The 15,953-nt window shown below is 68.8% G+C and carries 19 protein-coding genes; 8 read left to right on the forward strand and 11 right to left on the reverse strand.

Going from position 1 to position 15,953, the window contains the following annotated elements:
• Positions 1 to 32 precede the first annotated feature (32 nt).
• Positions 33 to 491, forward strand: a complete 459-nt coding sequence (locus tag MLP_RS20140; RefSeq protein WP_013865017.1) for a hypothetical protein — start codon at positions 33 to 35, stop codon at positions 489 to 491.
• Positions 492 to 650: 159 nt separating this feature from the next.
• Here the strand turns inward: MLP_RS20140 and MLP_RS20145 are convergent, their stop codons facing one another.
• The 6 genes from MLP_RS20145 to MLP_RS20170 form a co-directional block, all read right to left on the reverse strand.
• Positions 651 to 1,700 carry an ROK family glucokinase gene (locus MLP_RS20145; protein WP_013865018.1) on the reverse strand — a complete coding sequence of 350 codons (1,050 nt, stop codon included), beginning with the start codon at positions 1,698 to 1,700 and terminating at the stop codon, positions 651 to 653.
• A gap of 6 nt (positions 1,701 to 1,706) precedes the next feature.
• On the reverse strand, positions 1,707 to 2,135 hold the full coding sequence (locus MLP_RS20150; protein ID WP_013865019.1) for an SRPBCC family protein: 429 nt from the start codon (positions 2,133 to 2,135) through the stop codon (positions 1,707 to 1,709).
• A complete protein-coding gene (locus MLP_RS20155) occupies positions 2,128 to 3,261 on the reverse strand; it encodes a glycosyltransferase family 4 protein (RefSeq protein ID WP_013865020.1) in 1,134 nt (377 codons plus the stop codon). Before MLP_RS20155 ends, MLP_RS20150 begins: the two co-directional genes overlap by 8 nt.
• Complete coding sequence (locus MLP_RS28140) at positions 3,258 to 4,232, reverse strand: hypothetical protein (protein ID WP_013865021.1); 975 nt, start codon at positions 4,230 to 4,232, stop codon at positions 3,258 to 3,260. The genes MLP_RS20155 and MLP_RS28140 overlap by 4 nt, the downstream gene beginning before the upstream one ends.
• A gap of 353 nt (positions 4,233 to 4,585) precedes the next feature.
• Positions 4,586 to 5,554, reverse strand: a complete 969-nt coding sequence (locus tag MLP_RS20165; protein ID WP_049804608.1) for a C40 family peptidase — start codon at positions 5,552 to 5,554, stop codon at positions 4,586 to 4,588.
• Between the two features lie 204 nt (positions 5,555 to 5,758).
• Positions 5,759 to 5,929 (reverse strand): hypothetical protein, encoded by a 171-nt coding sequence (locus MLP_RS20170; protein WP_231851356.1) that lies wholly within the window; start codon positions 5,927 to 5,929, stop codon positions 5,759 to 5,761.
• A gap of 361 nt (positions 5,930 to 6,290) precedes the next feature.
• On the opposite strand from MLP_RS20170, the gene MLP_RS20175 reads away from it, so the two are divergent.
• From MLP_RS20175 to MLP_RS20185, 3 genes are read left to right on the forward strand one after another with little or no spacing between them, the layout of a single operon-like run.
• Entirely contained in the window at positions 6,291 to 8,057 is a 1,767-nt protein-coding gene (locus MLP_RS20175) for a DEDD exonuclease domain-containing protein (protein ID WP_013865024.1), read from the forward strand.
• A 9-nt stretch (positions 8,058 to 8,066) separates the two neighbouring features.
• Entirely contained in the window at positions 8,067 to 8,342 is a 276-nt protein-coding gene (locus tag MLP_RS20180; RefSeq protein WP_013865025.1) for an Lrp/AsnC family transcriptional regulator, read from the forward strand.
• On the forward strand, positions 8,335 to 8,523 hold the full coding sequence (locus tag MLP_RS20185) for a hypothetical protein (protein ID WP_013865026.1): 189 nt from the start codon (positions 8,335 to 8,337) through the stop codon (positions 8,521 to 8,523). The genes MLP_RS20180 and MLP_RS20185 overlap by 8 nt, the downstream gene beginning before the upstream one ends.
• Before the next feature lie 77 nt (positions 8,524 to 8,600).
• Here the strand turns inward: MLP_RS20185 and MLP_RS20190 are convergent, their stop codons facing one another.
• Together MLP_RS20190 and MLP_RS20195 are read right to left on the reverse strand one after the other, a co-directional pair.
• Positions 8,601 to 9,440 carry a rhomboid family intramembrane serine protease gene (locus MLP_RS20190; protein ID WP_013865027.1) on the reverse strand — a complete coding sequence of 280 codons (840 nt, stop codon included), beginning with the start codon at positions 9,438 to 9,440 and terminating at the stop codon, positions 8,601 to 8,603.
• Position 9,441: 1 nt separating this feature from the next.
• The gene (locus tag MLP_RS20195) at positions 9,442 to 9,957 is read right to left on the reverse strand and encodes a peptidylprolyl isomerase (RefSeq protein ID WP_013865028.1); all 516 of its coding nucleotides are present in this window, start codon (positions 9,955 to 9,957) and stop codon (positions 9,442 to 9,444) included.
• 341 nt (positions 9,958 to 10,298) lie between these two features.
• On the opposite strand from MLP_RS20195, the gene MLP_RS20200 reads away from it, so the two are divergent.
• The 3 genes from MLP_RS20200 (at position 10,299) to MLP_RS26695 (ending at position 12,757) form a co-directional block, all read left to right on the forward strand.
• Entirely contained in the window at positions 10,299 to 11,345 is a 1,047-nt protein-coding gene (locus MLP_RS20200) for a DUF5324 family protein (RefSeq protein WP_013865029.1), read from the forward strand.
• A gap of 139 nt (positions 11,346 to 11,484) precedes the next feature.
• Complete coding sequence (locus MLP_RS26690; RefSeq protein WP_013865030.1) at positions 11,485 to 11,985, forward strand: hypothetical protein; 501 nt, start codon at positions 11,485 to 11,487, stop codon at positions 11,983 to 11,985.
• Positions 11,986 to 12,001: 16 nt separating this feature from the next.
• The gene (locus MLP_RS26695) at positions 12,002 to 12,757 is read left to right on the forward strand and encodes an A24 family peptidase (protein ID WP_049804609.1); all 756 of its coding nucleotides are present in this window, start codon (positions 12,002 to 12,004) and stop codon (positions 12,755 to 12,757) included.
• On the opposite strand, the gene MLP_RS20215 is transcribed toward MLP_RS26695, so the two are convergent.
• Entirely contained in the window at positions 12,721 to 13,161 is a 441-nt protein-coding gene (locus MLP_RS20215) for a hypothetical protein (protein ID WP_013865032.1), read from the reverse strand. The two genes, MLP_RS26695 and MLP_RS20215, sit on opposite strands and share 37 nt — an antisense overlap.
• Positions 13,162 to 13,561: 400 nt before the next feature.
• Between MLP_RS20215 and MLP_RS20220 the strand changes: the two genes are divergently transcribed.
• A complete protein-coding gene (locus MLP_RS20220; protein ID WP_013865033.1) occupies positions 13,562 to 14,398 on the forward strand; it encodes a DUF2510 domain-containing protein in 837 nt (278 codons plus the stop codon).
• Positions 14,399 to 14,415: 17 nt separating this feature from the next.
• On the opposite strand, the gene trpD is transcribed toward MLP_RS20220, so the two are convergent.
• Both trpD and MLP_RS20230 read right to left on the reverse strand, forming a co-directional pair.
• Positions 14,416 to 15,468 carry an anthranilate phosphoribosyltransferase gene (gene trpD, locus MLP_RS20225; protein ID WP_013865034.1) on the reverse strand — a complete coding sequence of 351 codons (1,053 nt, stop codon included), beginning with the start codon at positions 15,466 to 15,468 and terminating at the stop codon, positions 14,416 to 14,418.
• Positions 15,468 to 15,947 carry a response regulator transcription factor gene (locus MLP_RS20230; RefSeq protein WP_231851357.1) on the reverse strand — a complete coding sequence of 160 codons (480 nt, stop codon included), beginning with the start codon at positions 15,945 to 15,947 and terminating at the stop codon, positions 15,468 to 15,470. The genes trpD and MLP_RS20230 overlap by 1 nt, the downstream gene beginning before the upstream one ends.
• Between the last annotated feature and the right edge of the window lie 6 nt (positions 15,948 to 15,953).

Below are 15,953 nucleotides of genomic sequence, written 5' to 3' on the forward strand. Positions count from 1 at the left end.
CTTCCGCAGCCCGCAACGACGTCAGGGAGCCGATGAACGAGGCCGACGACCGAGCAGCGGTCGACCGCGCGTTCGCCGACCTGGTCGCCGGCTTCCACAAGACGGCCGAGCGACCGGACTCGGGCCAGCCGTCGGACTGGGATGAAGCCGTCCCAGACTCGGCGGCACCCGGATCGGTCTTCGAAACGCCCACGACCGACGCGCCCCAGATCGATGTGCCGGATGCGGAGGAGGAATCGGAGCCGGTTCACGAGGAGCGCTATGACCCGGGCCCGGTTGCTCCGCTGCCACGGCCGAGCTGGCCGATGCTGGTCGGCTGGATCGGCATCGGCTATGCCTTGCTGACGGTTCTGGTCGGCGTATTCGGGTTCCCACTGCCCCGCTGGGCCGCGTGGGCAGGCGTCATCGGTTTCGCCGGTGGTCTCGGCCTGCTGCTCAGTCGGCTGCCTCGACATCGCCCGCCGGACGCCGGCGACGGGGCTGTCTTGTAAGTCGTGAGCGACTCGGGCTGCGCGCTTAGGACTCTGTCTTCCCTCGTCGCTCGCAAACGAAAAACGTGTTTGCTCCCTCCTCGGTCCAGACAGAGCCGCGCTCCGCCTCGTCGCTCACGACAGGCTCGCTCGCTACGCTCGCTCGGGACCGAACGGGGCCTACTCCTGGCGGTCGTAGCCGCGGCCGGGCCAGAAGCCGCCGCAGTCGGACATTGGGGGGTTGAGGACGGCGTGCCGGGCAAGGTCGGCGGCACCGATCAGGCCGGCGTCGTTGCGGAAGTGCGCGAGCTCGAGCCGCGCCTGCTGGCGGAACCCGCGGCCGGTCAGGGTGCGCGCGAACATCTGGCGAGCAGGCTGCAGCAGCAGGTCACCGGCCGCGCTCACGCCACCGCCGATCACCACCAGATCCGGATCCAGCGCGGCGGCGAGGTTGGCGATGCCCTGTCCCAGCCACTGTCCGACATCGGCCAGCAGCTCGATCGCGGTCTGCTCCCCCGCCACCGCCGCAGCTGTCACCTCCGGCCCGGTGATCGTCTCCGGGTCGCCGCCGAGCATCTCCAGCAGCCGGAAGGCCATCGGTGAGTTGGAGCTGGCCAGTTCCTTGGCCTCGCGGACCAGTGCATTGCCGGAGGCGTACTGCTCCCAGCAGCCACGATTGCCGCACTCGCAGCGGTGCCCGCCGGGAACGCTGATCATGTGGCCCCACTCGCCGGCCATCCCGTAGGCGCCACGGAAGAGGTCGCCGTTGAGCACCAGGCCACCGCCGATGCCGGTGCCGAGGGTGATGCAGACCATCACCGACGAACCCTGGCCGGCACCGAATCGATACTCGGCCCAGGCAGCCGCATTCGCATCGTTGTCGACGATCAGCGGCAGGTCGATCCGCTGGTGCAGCCGCTGCTTGAGCGGTTCCTCCCGCCAGGCCAGATGCGGCGAGAAGCGGACGATGGACTGGGTGCTGTCCACCCAACCGGCCGCGCCGATGCCCACCGATTCCACGCCCTCGTGCTTGGCGCACAGCTCGGTCACCAGGTCCACGATCGCGTCCTCCACCGCTTGTGGGCTGCGCGACGGGGTCGGTATCTGCAGCCGTTCGGCGATGCCACCGCCCGGGTCGACGACGCCGGCGGCGACCTTGGTGCCACCGATGTCGATGCCGACGCTGAGCGGTAGGGCTGCGGAGTCGTGGTCAGCGTGCGACGCGGACACCAGTGGTCAGCCCTCGACCCGTCGCTTGAGGTCCTTCAGCGCGCCGTCGATGATCGTCTTCTCGGCCTTGCGCCGGAACATCCCGATCATCGGCATCCGGATGTCGACCGACAACGCGTACGTGACCTTGGTGCCCCTGGCAGTCGGCGCCAGCTCGTAGGAGCCGTCCATGGCCTTGAGCAGCGAGCCCTCCACCAGGTGCCAGCTGACCAGACTCGGCTGCCAGTCGTAGGCCAGCGTGTACTGATCCGACACCACACTGTGCTCCAGCTTGATCTTCACGTGATCCGGTCGCCCGTCGGGATGGCTGCTCAGGATGTCAACCTGCTTCATGGCGCTGACCCACTGCGGGTAGGCCGCGATATCGGCGATGACCGCCATCACCTCCTCGGGTGAGGCCGTGATCTCGATGGTGTCCTTGGTCTGATCAGCCACCTGGCATCCCTTCCGGTTGGAGCAACGCGGACCGCAACACACGGCGCGCCTGCTCGGAACCGTAGCGCTCACCGACGAAGACTCGGCCAGCGACACCCAGAGCGTGGGCATGATCCGGGTCTGTCAGCAGCTGGGCCAGTCGGCCGGCGAGCTCGTACGGGTCGTGGGGCTCGACGACATAGCCGGTACGTCCGTGGCGCACCGTCTCCGGGGCACCACCCGAGCGACCGACCACGACCGGGAGCCCGCAGGCGGCCGCCTCGAGCGGTGCCAGCCCCAGACCCTCGGGATCGAGACCGCCGAGCCGGGTCCGCACCGGAAAGGCGAACACGTCGCTGCGCTGCAGCTCGGCGCGCACGTCGGATCGGTTCAAGGCACCCGTGAACCTGACCTGGTCGAGTCCAGCCTGAATCGCGAGTCGCTCCAGCCGTCGACGCTGCGGGCCGTCGCCGACCAGCACCAACTCGTACGGCCCCGAGCGCACATCGAGCAGGCTCGGCAGCAGTGACCACGCCTGCAGCAGCGTGTCGAACCCCTTGCGCTTGACCATCCGGCCCACCGAGATCACGCGACGCATCTGACCTTGTGGACGCGCACCAGCCGCAGGTGGCGCGAACACCGTCAGATCCACCGGCGGCGGCAGACGGACCAGCTTGGCCCGCCCTTCGGGACTCAACGCAGCAGCGATCCGTACGCTGACGTAGTCCGAGATCGTGGTCAGCACGTCGACCTCGTCACCGATCCGCCGCAGCAGGGCACGCGAACCCGGCAGTGTCGCCCACCAGGTTTCGTGGCCGTGGGTCAGGGCGACGATTCGCTCTGCCCCAGCGCTCCGCAGCACCGGCGCCAGCAACGCCAGGGGTGCCGCGGCACCGAACAGCACCCGGCTCGCGCCACTGCGCCGCAACAGGCCCACGGCCGCCCGGCCCACCGCCGGGGTCGGCAACAGCGGTCCCGGCAGGCGCTCGATCGGATACCCGGCGGCGGCATCCCAGGCCGCGGACCCGGGTGCGATGGAGGTCAGCACCGCGACCTCGTTGTCCAGGAACCCACAGGCCTGCGCCACGAACGACTCGATGCCACCGATGTGCGGCGGGAAGTCGTTCGTCACGACCAAGACGGTCATCGATCGGCCAGCTGTGCCAGGTCGGCCCGCCACCGCTTCCGCAACGCGGACTCAGTCGTGCCGATGGTCGCAGCCGCCTCGTCGACAGACTTCCCAGCAGCCACTGCCGCATAGAAGCGGCTCAGCGCATCAGCACCATCCGCCGCAGCGATGGAGTGGGCGGCGGTCCAAGCCAGGTCATAGGCCAGGTCGAGATCCTTGGCATCGGGCGCGAAGTCCTCCGCCGACGGCCAGTGGGTCGGCGCGCCGTGCTCGCGGACCGACCGCTCGACCGACCGCAGCGCCGGGAGACGTCCGGCGGGCCAGGCGTCGTAGGCGATCTGGTCGGCATAACCCTCCACCAGCCAGGTCGGCGTCGGCGAGCCCGGTGACCGGACCGCCACATGGACCGCCTCGTGGGTCAACAGCACCTTCCGACCGAGCTCGGTCAGCCGACCGGCCGCCTCCGGATTGACCACGACATGGATCGGTGCGCGCGTCGTATCCGGGCCCATCGGCCACGCCGCGGCAGCCACGGCCGCGTATGATCCCGGCGACACACCGACGGTGCGCTCGAACAGCGCCCGGCTCTGCGGCACCTCGACCACCAGTACGCTGCGCCGACCCCGACGGGCACTCCCGACGCGCTGAGCGACAGCCTGCTGGGCACCCCACGACTCGGCAACCCAGCGGTCCGCCGCAGCCGAGGCGGTCAGCACCAGCACCGACCCGGATCGATGCAACCGAACCGGCTGCTGCAGCCAGAGCGGCGTCGGCGAACTGCCCGTCGGATCGTCCGCGTCGCCGGCCAGTCTCGTCGTCACCCCATCCGCGGCCGTCGGAGGCTCGGTGACGAACGTCAGCCAGACGCTCTCCTGGGCGACCCGCTTCTCCCCCGCGTACGCCCACGAGATGGTGACCTCTTGAACCCAGGCGTCAGTGCCGATGCGCTGTTGCCTGGCGTCGGACAGCTCACCCTGCGCCGACTGCACGGTCCAGGTCAGCGTCGACCAATCCAGACGTGCCAGGTTGGTGGCCCAGATCGCCGCCCGACCGGCGAAACTGCCATCGCGGGGCGAAACCAGAGCGGCCGCCGTTGTCTGATCGCCACGGCGGGCGGCCGCAACGAAGTCGTCGATTGTCTGTTGAGCGGCCGCGGTGCGCTCGACGGAACTGGTCTCGCCCGGATCCGATCCGTTGGTTTGGGCTGGCGTCGGGGAGGGCGAGCAACCGGAGAGGACGCCGACGAGCAGCAGAAGAAGGACGACCAGCGCAATGCCCAGCCGGCATGAGCTACCGGATGATCCAAGCCACGCCTGGTGGCTGGTTCGAGCGAGGGTGACGATCAGCCCGGGCGACGAGCGCCGGCAAACGGCATCGAGTCGAGCGCGGCGTACTCCACCGACTTGCCCGGCCGCGGGGCGTGGATGATCTGGCCGTTGCCCGCATACAAGCCGACATGGCTGATGCCGCTGTAGTAGAAGACGAGATCACCTGGCTGCAGCTCGGACTTCGAGACCGAACGACCCGCACCGATCTGGGACTGCGAGGTACGCGGCAGCGAGACGCCAGCCTTGGCCCATGCCGCCGACGTGAGGCCGGAGCAGTCGTACGCATCGGGACCGGCGGAGGCGTACCGATAGGGCTTGCCGAGCTGCGACTTGGCGAAGGCCAGCGCGGTCGCTCCCTTGCTGGAGCCGGCGGGAACAGTGGTCGACGAGACGGGGGACCCGCCCTCGGCGGTGGCCTGCGCAGCCGCCTGAGCTTGGCTCTCCTCGGCCGCGATCCGCTGGCGCTCCTCCTCGGTCAGCCGGTCGAGAACCGTCTTGGACTCGGCGATCTTGCTGTCCGAGGACTTCCGGAGCTTGCTGAGCTCGGCTTGTTCCTTGGTCAGCTGAGCGGTCTCAGTCTCGGTGGACCGCTCCAACTCGGCGAGCTTGGCCTGCTCGGACTGATAGTCCTGGAGCGCGGAGTTCTGGTTCTCGCTGACCTTCTCGAGCGTCGAGACCTGGCTGAGGAAGTCTTCGGTGTCGTCGCTGAGCAGCAGCTTGGCCGCCGTGTCGAGGTGCCGGTTCTGGTACTGAGCCAGCGCGGCCTGACCTGCCTGGACCCGCAGGCGCTCGACCTTCTTGGTCTGCGCCGCGAGGTCGGCCTTCTTCTGCTTCAGCTGAGCCTTGCTCTGCGCCAGGCTCTCCTTGACTCCCACGTACTCCTGGTCGATCGCCGCTGCTTCGGTCTCCAGCTCGGCGACCTGCACCTTGGCCTCCTCGACCGTCAGCGGAGGGTCCGCGGAGGCCAGCTGCGGAGCAGCCATGAGGGCACCGGCGAGGGCAAGAGCAGACAGACCGAGGGTCCCGTTTCGCGCAAGCCTGCGCAGGCGGTCCCCGAGTCGGACGGCCTCAGTACAGCGTGAGGTCACCGAATCAGGTTAGGTCACGGAATGGTCACTGCCAAATTGTTCTGCGAAATTCGCAGCTTCTCACAACCAATTTGTGATGTAAGCCACTGCGTTGGCGTGTCAGCCGGACTCGCTCCAATCCAGCGGGCTCTGCACCGACCGTACCCGTCTGGCCCGGGGCAGCAACCGAAGCGGCGGCACCAGACCGGCCCGCGCCAGCTCGGCCAAGGCCTGCTGTTCGTCCGCGTCCAGATCGACGCCGTGCCGGGGTGAGCCAAGCAGCACTGTCACAACGCAGTCCGCGCATGCGGGACCTCGCGCCACGCAGTCGTCGCAGTCCACATGCACCGTATCCATTCCAACCTCCGCTCGTCCTGCCCGGCCCCGTCGGAACCGGCACGATCACTGTGAAGCAGGGGTCTGACAGTGCTGTCTCGCTCGCCCGTTCGGATCGGCACGGGACTCTGTCACGTCCTGCGCCCGCGGGCCACATACGACCGCGGGTCCCGCACGAACCGCGTACGTCTTTGGCCCCTGGGCCACACACGCACAGGAGAAGCAGCAGCGAGTTCTCGCTGCTGCGTGTGGAATGCGTAGCCGAACGAGCGAGCGACGACCAACACTGTCAGAGGCGGTGGCTAGGTTTCCGGGCATGACATCGACGCGCGGCCGCGAGAGCCTGCAGGACTCCTTTGAGGACCTCGGCACGCATCTGTCGGAGGTGACGTTCTGTGTCGTCGACCTGGAGACCACCGGTGGGGCGGAGAGTGATGCGATCACCGAGATCGGCGCGGTCAAGGTGCGCGGTGGCGAGGTGCAGGGACGGTTCCAGACGCTGGTCAACCCGAAGGGGAGCATCCCGCCACTGATCGCGGTGCTGACCGGGATCACCAACTCCATGGTCGCCGACGCCCCGCCGCTGCGGCAGGTGCTGCCGGCCTTCCTCGCCTTCGCCGAGAACACCGTGCTGGTGGCGCACAACGCACCCTTCGACACCGGCTTCCTGCGACGCGCCTGCGAGTCGCTCGGCTATCCGTACCCGAAATGGCCGGTGCTGGACACCGCCAGTCTGGCGCGGGCGATCCTGCTGCGCGACGAAGTGCCCAACTGCCGGCTCGCGACGCTGGCCCGGCATTTCCGGTCCGTCACCGCTCCCAACCACCGCGCGCTGACCGATGCCGAGGCCACCGTCGATGTGTTGCACGGTCTGATCGAGCGCGTCGGCAACCTCGGCGTGCACACGATCGAGGACCTTCGCGAGTTCACCCGGCGGGTCTCTCCGCAACGCCGGGCGAAGCGCACCTGGGCGCATGCCCTGCCAGAAGTGCCCGGCGTCTACCTGTTCGTCGCCGAGCACGACGACAGTCGTGAGGTGCTGTACGTCGGCACGTCACGCAACCTCCGCAAGCGGGTCCGGACCTACTTCACCGCCGCCGAGAAGCGTCCGCGGATGGAGGAGATGCTGCGGGTCGCCACCGGCGTCGAGGCGGTGCCCTGCGCCACCCCGCTGCACGCCGAGGTGGTCGAGCTCCGGCTGATCGCCAGTCATGCGCCGCGCTACAACCGGCGGTCCAAATTCCCCGAGCGCACCCAGTGGATCAAGATCACCACCGAGGCCTATCCCCGGTTGAGCATCGTGCGCGAGGTACGCGACGACGGGGCGACCTACTTCGGTCCCTTTCGCCGACGCCAAGCCGCGGAGGAGGTGGTGCTGGCGATCTACGACGGTTTCCCGATCCGCCAGTGCACCCAGCGGCTCAGCCCACGCCATCCGTCCCCCGCCTGCGCGCTGGCCGAGATGAGCCGGTGCCTCGCCCCCTGCACGGGCGCGATCTCTCTCGACGGCTACGCCGACCTGGTCGAGCAGGTGCGCACCACGCTGGCCAGTGATGTCCGCCCTGCGGTCCGCGGGCTGCGTAGCCGGTTGCAGCGCCTCACCAGTGAGCAGCGCTACGAGGAGGCTGCCACGGTGCGCAGTCGATTGGATGCCTTGCTGCGTACCGGGATCCGCTTCCATCGGGTTCGCAGTCTCGCCGCATGCCCGGAGATCGTCGCCGCGCGACGCAACGGGGACGACTGGGAGATCCACGTCATCAGATTCGGCCGACTGGCCGCCGCCGGGCGCGCTCGACCCAACGACGTGCCTCAAGCTGTCGCCCGGGCGGTTCGCGCCACCGCCGAGACCGTGCTGGCGCCGGTCGGTCCGCTGCCGGCGGCCGGTATCGAGGAGACCGAACGGATCGCAGCCTGGCTGGAGCAGCCCGGCTCTCGGCTGATGGAACTGGAGGGCGACTGGAGCTGGCCGCTGCACACCACCCTGGACCATGCCGGACTGGTCGATGAGCTGACTCGTGATCGCGTTGCTGGTCGCACTTCGTGCTCGGTGGGCGGAGGATCCAGCCGAACCGACGATCACTAGGATGGCGTCATGGTGACAGCGATCGTCTTCGTCAAGGCCGATGTGGCCCGGATCCCCGAGATCGCCGAGGAGATCGCGGCGCTGCCGGGCGTGAGCGAGGTCTACTCGGTCACCGGCACGATCGACTTGATCGTCCTGGTCCGGGTGTCGAGCCACGAGCAGGTCGCGGAGGTGGTCGCCGATCGGCTGAACAAGGTCGTCGGTGTCCAGGCCACCGAGACCCACATCGCCTTCCGGGCGTATTCGAGCCACGACCTCGAAGCGGCCTTCTCACTCGGTGGCTAGCGCCGCGGCCAGTCTGCCCATGGTGAGCATCCGGCATTGGGTACGCGGCCAGCCCAAGGCTCTACTGGTCGTCCTCGCTGTCCTGACCCTGGCGTTTGTCGGCTCGGCGATCATGCTGATGGTGGTCGCCGCGCCCCCGTCGTACGAGCCCGTGCCGGTGCCCTCGGTCGGTCGCACCTGAGAGTGCGACTCGGCACTCGTCAAGGCACCAGCCAGCAGCGCTACTCCGCCACCCGCGGACTTCCATCCACAGCGGCGTCAGAACGCGAGCTTGGCCACCACCAGGCCCAGGCAGACTGCCACCAGCGCGAGCATGCCGACCAGTTGGATGGTGAGCCGGTTCTGCCGCGGCGCGTACGCCAGGATCGCGCCGGACAGGCCGCCGACGATGATCCCGCCGATCATGGTGACCCAGCCGAAGCTGGCGAAGCCCACCAGGACCGAATAGAGCACTAGCAGGACCAGCAGCCCGATGTCGGGCCGGATGTCCTCGCCGCTCTTGGCCTTGCCGATCATGTTGGCGGCCAGCAGGCCGATGATCGCCGAGGTTGCACCGATCGACCAGGCAGTGAGGGGTGCCACCAGGAAAAACAGCGTCGCACCGCCAAAGCCGGACGCCAGATAGAGCACCGCGAACCGCCAACTACCCAGCTCTGCTTCCAGTGCACGACCAGCCAGCCACAGGACCAGCAGATTCATCAGCACGCCGAACAGCTGACCCGAGGTCAGCGACGAGGTCACCAGCCGCCAGAGCTGTCCGGTCTGTACGTACCCGTTGCTCATCGCCAGCAGCCCGGTGACCAGCCCGCGAGTCACCAGGTCGAGCACCCACACCGCAGCCAGCGTGCCCATGATCACCTTGGTGGCCGGTGATCCACCGCGACGAAGCGCTGCCCCGAATCCGGACTTCGGCTGCCGGACGCTGGCCCGGCCGAGCCCGACGCACTTCGGGCACTGGAACCCGACCGACGCCTCGGTCATGCACTCCCCACAGATCGGTCGCCGACAACGCCGGCAGGTGATCCCGGTCAGCCGATCGGGGTGGCGGTAGCAGCCGGTGAAGTCGGGTGCGGTGTAGCTCGGCCCGGGCTCGGTCACGTCACTCGCTGATGTCCACTGACTCGATCACGACGGGCTCGGCGGGACGGTCCAGCCGACCGGTACGCACCCGGGCAATCTGGTCGACGACGTCGCGGCTGGCCTGGTCGGCGACCTCGCCGAAGATGGTGTGGCGCCGGTTGAGGTGGGGCGTCGGGCCGACGGTGATGAAGAACTGCGAGCCGTTGGTGCCCGGACCGGCATTGGCCATGGCCAGCAGATAAGGCTTGTTGAACACGAGCTCGGGGTGGATCTCGTCGGCGAATGCGTAGCCGGGGCCACCAGTGCCGGTGCCCAGCGGACAGCCGCCCTGGATCATGAAGCCGTCGATGACCCGGTGAAAGGTCAGCCCGTCGTAGAACTTTCCCGTGGTCGGCGCGCCGGTCACCGGATCGCGGTATTCCTTGGTGCCCGAGGCCAGGCCAACGAAGTTCGCCACCGTCTTGGGAGCATGGTCGGGAAGCAGGTTCACGGTGATGTCACCGTGGTTGGTGTGCAGTGTCGCCGTCGTGGGCACCGGGGTCGTACCTTTCCGTCAAGGCTCCGTCGGTCACGGAGATCGCAGACATCCTGTCATGAGTGCCCAACCCGCCGGGGGCACACGAGCCCTTCTGCACTGGTACGAGATCCGGTGACAGCCTGACGTTCTCCGACACATGTGGCTTTCGCCGCCCGGAAGGCAATGCCGAGCGTCGGGACAACATCATGCGAACCCGCGACAGGGCTGCCGGCGCGGACTGACATGTGGGCGCGGGGCCACCGTCGAGCCGACTGTTCGAGCCGAGCGGTAGGTTGGGCCAATCCGACAGCCCAGGATCGGACCGGGCGGACTGCAGCACCCGACGATGGAGGAATGCAATGGGGAAGAAGAGCACGCCAGCCGAGGTGGTGAACGAGCACGTGGTGCCGGCGGCGCAAGATTTCGCACACCTCGCGGCCGAGAAGATCGGCCAGGCAGCGGACAAGGTGGGCCCCCTCGCCCACCAGGCAGCCGACGCGGTCGGCCCCTACGCCCACCAGGCGGTCGAGACCGTCACACCATATGCACATCACGCCGCTGAGGTGGTCAGCGAGCGGGTCGGCCCATACGCACAGCACGCCGCGGGAGTCGTCACCGACAAGGTCGGCCCGTATGCCCATCATGCCGCGGAGGTCGTCGGTCCGTACGCGAAGACCGCCAAGCAGCGAGGCGCCCAGGTCGCGCACGATGCGGTCGAGAGGTTCGGCCCGGTTCTCGAGGACGCGTTGGATCGAGTGCCACCCGCAGTCGAGTCCGCGAAGACGAAGATGCATGTCGATGTGCTGCCGAAGCTCGCGGAGGCGCTCGCCGCAGCAGCCGCCGCTCCGGTGGTGACCGCTGCCGCCGAGAAGAGCAAGGCCCTCGTGTCTACTGCCGCGGAGGAGGTCGAGCCGACCCGGTCCAAGGGACGGTGGCTGCGCCGGATCGCCGTCGTGGTGGCAGTCGGCGGCATCGCCGCAATCGTCGCCCGCAAGCTGCTGGGCAGCTCGGACGCCAGTTGGCAGGCGGCCCGGCCGACCGCGCCCTATGCCCCCACCTCGGCTCCGGCGACGTCACCGGCCAGCGAGTCCGCTGCGGCCGACCCCACCACAGAGGTCAGCCCATCGGCCCCGACTGCTGACGAGGCCGATGCCGACGCCGATGAAGACGCCGTCTCCGCGGAGGCAGGCCAGACAGCTGAGGTCGCCGCGTCCGATGAGGTGCCCGAGGAGTCGGCGTCCGAGGAAGCGTCGGACGAGTCGAGCGACGGCACCGGCGGCGAGCTGCCCAGCGAAGACGCCGAAGCCGACGGGGGCGATGTCTCTGCCTCGGGAGACACCGAGGGCTCGGAAGACACCGAGGGCGAAGGCGACAACACCGAGGGTGAGAACGACAACAACAAGTAGTCCCGGGAGACGGCTCCTGCCCGTCGGGAAACACCGACCGGAAATCGCCCACACCTGAGCAGAAAAACATCGGCTGCAGCGCTCACAACAACCTCCTCGACGAGGCCTTCTCTTCATAGAGGCTTCATGAGGAGGATCCATGTCAGCGGCGCTGCAGCCGGTTCTGTATTCCTACGACCCCGAGCGGGAGGCGGTGTGGGTCGACGCGACACCGTTTCGAGCCCATGTCGCCCAACTGCTCGCCACGGGTCTGACAGTGCCGGTGATCGCCCAGTTGGCGGGTGTACGCGAGCGCTCGGTCCAGCATCTGGCCCACGGCCGCGAGGGTCGTCGAGTCCATCGCATCTGCCGCGATACCGGACGACGGTTGTTGCGGATCACCACGCTGGAGGCTCGAGCAGTCCGGTTTCGCCCGGTGCCCGTCCGGCTCAGCCGCGAACGACTACGGACCATGGTCGGCGCCGGCTGGTCGGTCGATCAGCTGGCAGACCAGACCGGTCTCGGGATCGACGAGGTGGCGCGGATCGTGGGCCGTGGGTCGGCCACCTGCTCCCAGCTTTGCGCATTGAAGATCGCCGTCGGGTACCAGCGGTGGATCGCCCAGCAGGAAGCCGGTCCCGGCTGCCCGGCGGTCGCGTGACGGGCCACGTTCGATGATGGCCACGATCGGCGTCGCCCTCGGCCTCGGGATCCTGATGGCCCTGCTGACGCCACGCATGCTGCGCGCGCTACCCGAGCCACCGGCGCCGTCTGCCGACCCGAGCGAGCACGACCAGCTCACCGAGCCCGACCTGGACGAACCTGGCGTCGTCCCGGTCGAGTCCGGCGAGTCCGGCGAGTCCGGCGAGTCCGGCGAGTCGAAGATCCCCTACGCGTCGCTGGCCACGCCGCGGTTCTCTCTGGTCGTCGGCGGGCTCACAGCACTCGGCAGCATCGTGGCCGGCCTCCTGCTGCCGTCCTCCGGGCTGCCGGTCTGGCTGACCCTGAGCACATTGGGCATGCTGCTTGCCGCCATCGACGCCAGGACGACCTGGCTGCCACTGCCCTTGACTCGCGTGGCGTGGCTTGCCACGGCGCTGGCGCTCATCATCGACGGCGTGCTCGGGAGCTGGGGCGACGCTCTCCGCGGGCTGGGTGGGTTTGTGCTCGCCGGAGCCCTGTTCGGCCTGGTCTGGCTGCTGACCCGAGGAGGATTCGGCTTCGGCGACGTCCGTTATGCCCCGCTGGTGGGCGCAGCCACGGCATCGGTGTCGTGGTCGCTGCTGGCCTGGGCACTCGTGCTCGGCAGCCTGGTCGGCGCCGTGGTCGGGCTCGTCCGGTTGGCCGCAGGCAAGCGGAGCGCCTTCGCATACGCGCCGTCCATCCTGGCCGGTGGCTACCTTGCCTTGCTGGCCCGCTGGTTGCTCGCCTGAGAGTCGCCGTGGCCGACCACATGGAGCAGCGCTCGGGCGTAGGCATCGGCCGCCTCAGGCTCCGGGGGCGTGTGCATGGCATGCCCTGGTCCGCTGACGGCCACCACGAATCCGTCCGGCCCGGCATCGAGGGACAAGAAGTGGTCGCCCAGCAGGGTGCGCAGCTGATCCTCCCTGGGCAGCCAGATCACCTGACCGACCTGCACCGAGTCCAGCGCCCACTCCACCGTGCCGTTGAAGTGGAATCGGGTGTCGTTGTCGCGAGTCACCAGCTCCACCACCATGTCGCTGACCAGAAAGATTGAGTCAGCGATCTCCGGTTGCGGGATGAAGAACTCATCACCGTTGCGCGGTTGCCAGCGCAGGTACGGCTGCAGCTCTCGGGCCAGCTCGCGGGAGATCACGTTGCGAGCTTACGAGTTCAACGGTCGCCGCTCTTCGAGCCCGGCTACTTCGTCGTCACGCGGAGACGAAGAACGCCTCTCCCCACTCCTCCTCAGCACACCGGCGGGCGATCCCAGCCGCTCGCACTCCGTTGAATGGTCGTGCTCGCTGGGACCGCCCTTCCAGCCCGGCTACTTCGTCGTCACGCGGAGAGGAAGAACGCCTCTCCCCACTCCTCCTCAGCACACCGGCGGGCGATCCCGGCCGCTCGCACTCCGTTGAATGGTCGTGCTCGCTGGGACCGCCCTTCCAGCCCGGCTACTTCGTCGTCGCGCGGAGAGGAAGAACGCCTCTCCCCACTCCTCCTCAGCACACCGGCGGGCGATCCCGGCCGCTCGCACTCCGACTACTCTCGACGTCGTGACCACGACGCCGCGACCGGGTTGGTATCCCGACCCTGCCGAGGACGCCGAACGCGGCGGTTTTCGCTGGTGGGACGGCAGCGGCTGGACCGACCACGTCGCGGATCACGGCTACGCGCCGGCCCCGGACATCGCCGACATCACGGCCCCCCGCCGCCCGCGGTCACGGATGATCCAGGTCGTGTCCTGGACCGTGATCGTGGCGCTGGTCGTGACGACCGCGGCCGGCGCCCTGGTGCTGCTGTGGACCGGACCCGAAGCCAGCGGTGGACACCAGCCGGTCGAGGTCACCGCGCCCATCGGCGGCCAGCTCGATGAGCGGGCTCGGCGAGCCAGCATCGGTCCGGTCACGATGGACCTACCCGGTGCGCCGTACAAGGTGGCCGGCGCACATTCGGTGCCGGGGATCCTCGACACCGCCTTCGTCGCCGAGGCAACCACGCACTCTCGCACTTCCTCCCAGGAGCCGAGCTGGGGCGCGGTGGTCTGCCTTGCCTCGGTCCATGAGCGGCTCACGGCGGACTTCGATCTCGACGCGGACTCCGTGGACACGGTACGTCGGCTCGCGGAGAAGATGTACGGCACGGGACCCACCCGCATCCGCCACCTCAAAGCCTTCGACCACGCAGTGGACGGACACGGCGGGATGCGGGTGACGGCTCAGATCCACTACAAGATCGCCGGGCTGCCCAATCACTACGACGAGGTGACCGCCCAAGTCGTCCGGCTCGACGACGGCTCGGTCATCGCGGCCTTCAGTTCCATCCCGAACGACGCGAGTGAGGAGATCCGCGAGCTTGCGGCACAGTCGCTCGCCAGCCTGCGGATCAACTGACCAGCCCGGGGTCAGGCTCAGGCCCGAGTGGCGTCGACCCACAGCTGGAGCTTGGTTCGACCAGCCCCGCTGTCGATCGCCTCTCGGGCCCGATCCAGGGCGCCCGCCAGTTGTGTCTCGAACTCGTCGGCCACCGGGCCGTCGAAGGCGACCAGCGCCGCGGCAGCATTGAGCAGCACCACGTCGCGTACCGGTCCTGGCTTGCCGTCCAACAGGTCGTTGACCACACCGGCATTGAAGGCTGGGTCGCCACCGACCAGGTCGTCCACCTCCGCCCGCGGGATGCCCAGCTCGAGCGGATCCAACTCCCGCTCGCGCACCACCCCGTCGCGGTAGACCCACAATCGGGACGTCGTGGTGGTGGTCAGCTCGTCCAGACCGTCGCCGCCATGCACCACCAGGCCGCGCTGGCCGCGGGCGGCGAAGACGCCGGCCATCAGCGGGGCCATCCGCTCGTCGGCGACCCCGACTGCCTGGGCGATCGGCTGGGCCGGATTGGTCAGCGGCCCGAGGATGTTGAACGTGGTCGGGATGCCGAGCTCCCGGCGCCAGACGGCATGCCGGAGCGCCGGGTGATAGATCGGTGCGAACAAGAAGCCGATCCCGGCCTCGTCCACCACCCCGGCCTGTCGCTCCGGCGCCAGGTCGAGCTTGACCCCGAGCGCCTCGAGGACGTCGGCCGCGCCGCACATGGACGAAGCCGCCCGATTGCCGTGCTTGACCACTCGGGCACCCGCCGCCGCGGCGACAATTGCCGCCATGGTGGAGATGTTGACCGAGTTCGACCGATCCGCACCTGAGCCCACGATGTCGACCGCCGGACCCGGCACCTCGATCGGGGTCGCGAAGTCGAGCATCGTGTCGGCCAGACCGGCGATCTCCTCGACCGTCTCGCCCTTGCAGCGCAACGCGACTGCGAAAGCCACCTGCTGCGGTTGGGTGGCCTCACCACTGAGCAGCTGCTCTATCGCCCAAGCGGTCGCCTCCCGCGACAGATCCTGCCCGGCGACCAGCGGACCGAGCACCTGCGGCCAGGTACGCCCGCCGTGCCCGGTGCTCGACGCCGGCATCAGGCCGGGCTCGCAGGCACGACCGCGCGGGCACGCCGCAGCATGGTCGCCACTGCCTCGGGCAGCCGGATCGGATCGACCGGGTGCGGCACCACACCGTCGGCCCGGGACCAGGTGGCCAGCCAGGCGTCGTCGCGGCGTCCGGTGAGCACCATGATTGGCGGGCAGGGGAAGATCTCGTCCTTGAGTTGACGGCACATCCCGATGCCCCCCGGCACGGCCTCCCCGTCCAGCAGCGCCAGATCGATGCCGCCGGCATCCATCGCCGTCAGCACCGCTGGCTGTGTCGCCACCTCCAACACCCGGATCGGTGGCAGATCGTCGGCGAGCTTGCGTCCCAAGGTGAAGCGGATGTTCTCCCGGACCGTCCGGTCGGAGGAATAGAGCAGGATCGTCAGTTGAGACTCGTCTGCCGCCCGACCTTGCTCGCCGCTCGGCGTCTGCTCACCGTGCTTGGTCTGCTGGGCCCCATCGGTCATCGCGTC

This window comes from Microlunatus phosphovorus NM-1, assembly GCF_000270245.1.
GTDB lineage: Bacteria > Actinomycetota > Actinomycetes > Propionibacteriales > Propionibacteriaceae > Microlunatus > Microlunatus phosphovorus.

Excerpts from the sequence above, each read along its gene's own strand:
- MLP_RS26690 (WP_013865030.1), top strand. The coding sequence starts at position 11,485 with ATGTCAGCGGCGCTGCAGCCGGTTCTGTATTCCTACGACCCCGAGCGG.
- MLP_RS20230 (WP_231851357.1), bottom strand. The coding sequence starts at position 15,947 with ATGACCGATGGGGCCCAGCAGACCAAGCACGGTGAGCAGACGCCGAGC.
- MLP_RS20140 (WP_013865017.1), top strand. The coding sequence starts at position 33 with ATGAACGAGGCCGACGACCGAGCAGCGGTCGACCGCGCGTTCGCCGAC.
- trpD (WP_013865034.1), bottom strand. The coding sequence starts at position 15,468 with ATGCCGGCGTCGAGCACCGGGCACGGCGGGCGTACCTGGCCGCAGGTG.
- MLP_RS20180 (WP_013865025.1), top strand. The coding sequence starts at position 8,067 with ATGGTGACAGCGATCGTCTTCGTCAAGGCCGATGTGGCCCGGATCCCC.
- MLP_RS20155 (WP_013865020.1), bottom strand. The coding sequence starts at position 3,261 with ATGACCGTCTTGGTCGTGACGAACGACTTCCCGCCGCACATCGGTGGC.
- MLP_RS20175 (WP_013865024.1), top strand. The coding sequence starts at position 6,291 with ATGACATCGACGCGCGGCCGCGAGAGCCTGCAGGACTCCTTTGAGGAC.
- MLP_RS26695 (WP_049804609.1), top strand. The coding sequence starts at position 12,002 with ATGGCCACGATCGGCGTCGCCCTCGGCCTCGGGATCCTGATGGCCCTG.
- MLP_RS20200 (WP_013865029.1), top strand. The coding sequence starts at position 10,299 with ATGGGGAAGAAGAGCACGCCAGCCGAGGTGGTGAACGAGCACGTGGTG.
- MLP_RS20165 (WP_049804608.1), bottom strand. The coding sequence starts at position 5,554 with ATGGCTGCTCCGCAGCTGGCCTCCGCGGACCCTCCGCTGACGGTCGAG.